The sequence below is a fragment of the Psychroflexus sp. MES1-P1E genome, assembly GCF_002836055.1.
GTDB lineage: Bacteria > Bacteroidota > Bacteroidia > Flavobacteriales > Flavobacteriaceae > Psychroflexus.
This window is the reverse complement of record NZ_PJBS01000216.1, coordinates 1-3,233: the sequence shown is the minus strand read 5'-3', so window position 1 is coordinate 3,233 and position 3,233 is coordinate 1. Positions and strand designations below refer to the sequence as shown.

Annotated in this window: 5 protein-coding genes; all 5 read right to left on the bottom strand. The window is 29.3% G+C overall.

The features are described 5' to 3' along the window. Positions 1 to 696 (bottom strand): hypothetical protein (locus tag CXF67_RS08895; protein WP_102088438.1); only part of this gene is annotated, 696 nt, incomplete at its 3' end. A 108-nt stretch (positions 697 to 804) separates the two neighbouring features. Then, entirely contained in the window at positions 805 to 1,368 is a 564-nt protein-coding gene (locus tag CXF67_RS08890) for a hypothetical protein (protein ID WP_102088437.1), read from the bottom strand. 110 nt (positions 1,369 to 1,478) lie between these two features. After that, positions 1,479 to 1,868: a hypothetical protein gene (locus CXF67_RS08885; protein ID WP_145990424.1), complete on the bottom strand. Its 390-nt coding sequence runs from the start codon at positions 1,866 to 1,868 to the stop codon at positions 1,479 to 1,481. Positions 1,869 to 2,092: 224 nt separating this feature from the next. Then, the gene (locus CXF67_RS08880; RefSeq protein ID WP_102088435.1) at positions 2,093 to 2,764 is read right to left on the bottom strand and encodes an OmpA family protein; all 672 of its coding nucleotides are present in this window, start codon (positions 2,762 to 2,764) and stop codon (positions 2,093 to 2,095) included. After that, positions 2,722 to 3,048: a hypothetical protein gene (locus CXF67_RS08875; protein WP_102088434.1), complete on the bottom strand. Its 327-nt coding sequence runs from the start codon at positions 3,046 to 3,048 to the stop codon at positions 2,722 to 2,724. The genes CXF67_RS08880 and CXF67_RS08875 overlap by 43 nt, the downstream gene beginning before the upstream one ends. Positions 3,049 to 3,233 lie beyond the last annotated feature (185 nt).

Here is a 3,233-nt window from a genome sequence, read left to right as displayed (position 1 = left end):
GTATTTATTAAAACCAGCCGAAAATCTAACGGTCTGACTATTATCTTGTACAAACTGAACTAAAGAGCAAAAATCAGTCAATGAATCGTTAGATACAATTGAAACATTAGAAGAAGAAGTAATTCCTTCTAAACCATTTAAACTAATTAAATTGATATTATTCAGAATTCCTATTTGAGGGATTTGTCTTAAACTTTCCAGGCCATTTAGGTTCGTCAAAATTCTATTGTTATTGATAAAAAGAAAACCAATATTAGTTAAACTATTCAAAGCGTTTAAAGTTTCCAATTTTTGGTTATTGGAAATACTTAAGGTTTCTTGTATATCTGTTAAATTTTCAAGACCGGATAGTGATAACAGTTCACGATTATTTTTTATTTCCAATTGCTCTAATTCAGTAATATTCTCCAAACCTTTTAAAGATTTTAAATCAAAATTATTATGGATTAATATACTGCCATTAATTATTTCTAAATTTTCTAACCCACGTAAATCCTCAATTTCATATGTACCTCTGATTACTAAATTTCCATTAATCGTCTTGTACCCTTTTATAATTGGGTCCTCTAAATCCTGAAGTGAGTTGATAAATAAACTCCCATCCAAGTGTGTTACTATTTCTGTGTTGTCATCACTTGTTGAACAAGAAATTATTAACAATAAAGTAATTGCTAATAATAAACTTTTTTTAATCATATTTTCTTATTTTTAATTCAAAATTCATGTAAAATCTTTTTGTTGTTTGCTTATATTTTACTTTTAGATACAACGAATACTAAAATGTTACTAATTATATTTTTTAAATTAAAACCGATATCCAATTCTTAAGTCTAAATTCACTTCAACTTCACTTTTATTTTCAAGAAATCCAGCTTGTTTCGCAAAAGTGTATCTGTATCCAATTCCGAATCCAGTTTCGTATGTGAAGTGTTTTCCAATATTTCGTCTAATTCCCCAAGTTGGTATTATTGAAATGTCACTAACTATACTTACATTATCAGTGTTTGAAATAACAAACCAATCTGGATGATAACTTGTTTTTAACGATATAAAATTTCCGCTATTTCCGTCAATTTTTCGTGATTTCTTTACTCTTTTATTCAGGTTATAATAAAGTCTTGGTTCAAGCGTAATTACTGGTGTCAATAAAAACCCCGTACCATCATAAAAGTCTCCTCCCCAAATTCCGCTGTCGAATCCTATTTCAGAACGCAATGCAATTGAATTTGATAACTTTGTTTCATTATGCAACCAAATCCCTAAAAATCCAGTTTGGATACCGTAGGTTGATTTTTCGACGCTCGCATTTTGTGATTTTACAATTAAAGTCATTCCGCAGAACATTACGATCAATATAACTTTTAACATTTAGTTCAATTTTGTTTTATATTTATATTCACTTTAAAATGTTGTACAACCTGATTATAAGGCTAGTTTTGTGCACTTACAATTACTTGTAACAATTGTCGGCAACAGATTTAATAATTATATTCAATTTGGTTCTCCCACCGATCAAGGTTTATAAAGATTCTATCTGTACTTGAAATCTGTATTTGTGTCAAATCAAAGGACAGATCAATTTCTATACCAGCTTCACAATTATCTTTATCGTCAAATGCTAACCTAATATTTCTCTGAATAGGTTCAGTTTCTGTATAGTCATTTCCCGATATTAAGTCATAATATATATTACCACATCCTCCTCCATAATGTATAGTTAGATTTAGATTGTTATCAGTTATTGTTGTCGTAATTATTTCGAAGTCATCATTAGGGGCAGTTGAAAATAAATCTTCATCAACTCTAATTTTATTAGAATTCTCTAAAGAACTTTTCACGGTATCGTCATCATTGTTGCAACCAACCATAATGACAGTAATAAATATTAGAAATGTAATTTTAAATTTCATTCGTTTATTTTTTTAAATTGTTATTCTAGTTTATATAATTAACTACAATATCCCGGCTATTAGTAGTTTAGTGGCTTCGCACTTATACTTGCAAATAAGAACCAAACCAAAAATCCTTGCAAATTTTAAGACCTAGGCGGGAACAAGCAATTACTTATGGTTATTATTATTATTACACCTTTTTATATTTTCCTTAATTCAACACGTCTGTTTTTAGCTCTACCTTCTGCTGTTGAATTATCGTCTACAGGCCTTTGTTGTCCATATCCTTTAGTTTTTAGTCTAGATTGATCAATACCTCCAACCGTAATAAGTGTCACAAAAACAGACATCGCTCTTTTTTTTGATAATTTTATGTTTGATGTTTCACTACCAACATTATCTGTATGACCTTCAATACTAATTTTTAAATTAGAGTTTGCTTTCATCATTTTAGCAATTTCACCAATGATTTGAAAAGAATCACCACCATTAATACGCGATTTACCAATGTCAAAATTAATGTATACTGTAGAGTAGCCTTTAGTATTAATCTCATCTAAAATATCGTCAGCTGTAATTTTTTCTATGGTTTGTTCAAAGTCCTTAAATTCTACAATACCAATTTTTCCTCTAGAATGTTCTGATATTATTTGAAAACCTATTTTCTTCGTTTTGGTTTTTAAAACAAACATTTTTACTGGTTTGTTAATAATATCTCCTGCATAAAATTCGTTTTTATGTTCATGTTGGGGATTTGGAGTTTCTCCCCATTTTTGAATAAACTCAAAAGGAATTTGTCCATCAAAAATCAATATGGCGCCAATTGATTCTAAATATTCTGAAACGCTTTTTTCAAACCAATATTTTCCCATTTCTTATCTCCATCCATTACTAGTGTCATTCTTTCAACTTTCCCATCAAGAACGAAAAATGAACTTCCATTGAACATTTCCAATTTATCAAATTCATATGATTGAGACTCCTTTTTATCAACAATCAATCTGTTCGGAGCAGTAATGTAAGGGAAAGCTCCTATATCAGCTTTTGATTCCAGAATATCATCCCAAGAGAATTTTGATACTTTTTCTTCTTGAGATTGTACCAAACTAACACTCAAAATAAGTGCAACCAGTAATATGTAATTTGTTTTTTTCATATGTTTAAGGATTTAAAATGCAAAGTGCATTGGCATTTTCGTTTTTAAAAAGAGTTGTTTTTTAACTATTGAAAACTATTCATCAATTTTCGAGTATTCTTTTGGAGGTGTCAAACTAAACTTTTTGTCTGATACAGGTTCACTTACTATTTTCACTACTTCTGATATGCTGTTGTCACCTTCAG

Excerpts from the sequence above, each read along its gene's own strand:
- CXF67_RS08875 (WP_102088434.1), bottom strand. The coding sequence starts at position 3,048 with ATGAAAAAAACAAATTACATATTACTGGTTGCACTTATTTTGAGTGTT.
- CXF67_RS08880 (WP_102088435.1), bottom strand. The coding sequence starts at position 2,764 with ATGGGAAAATATTGGTTTGAAAAAAGCGTTTCAGAATATTTAGAATCA.
- CXF67_RS08885 (WP_145990424.1), bottom strand. The coding sequence starts at position 1,868 with ATGGTTGGTTGCAACAATGATGACGATACCGTGAAAAGTTCTTTAGAG.
- CXF67_RS08890 (WP_102088437.1), bottom strand. The coding sequence starts at position 1,368 with ATGTTAAAAGTTATATTGATCGTAATGTTCTGCGGAATGACTTTAATT.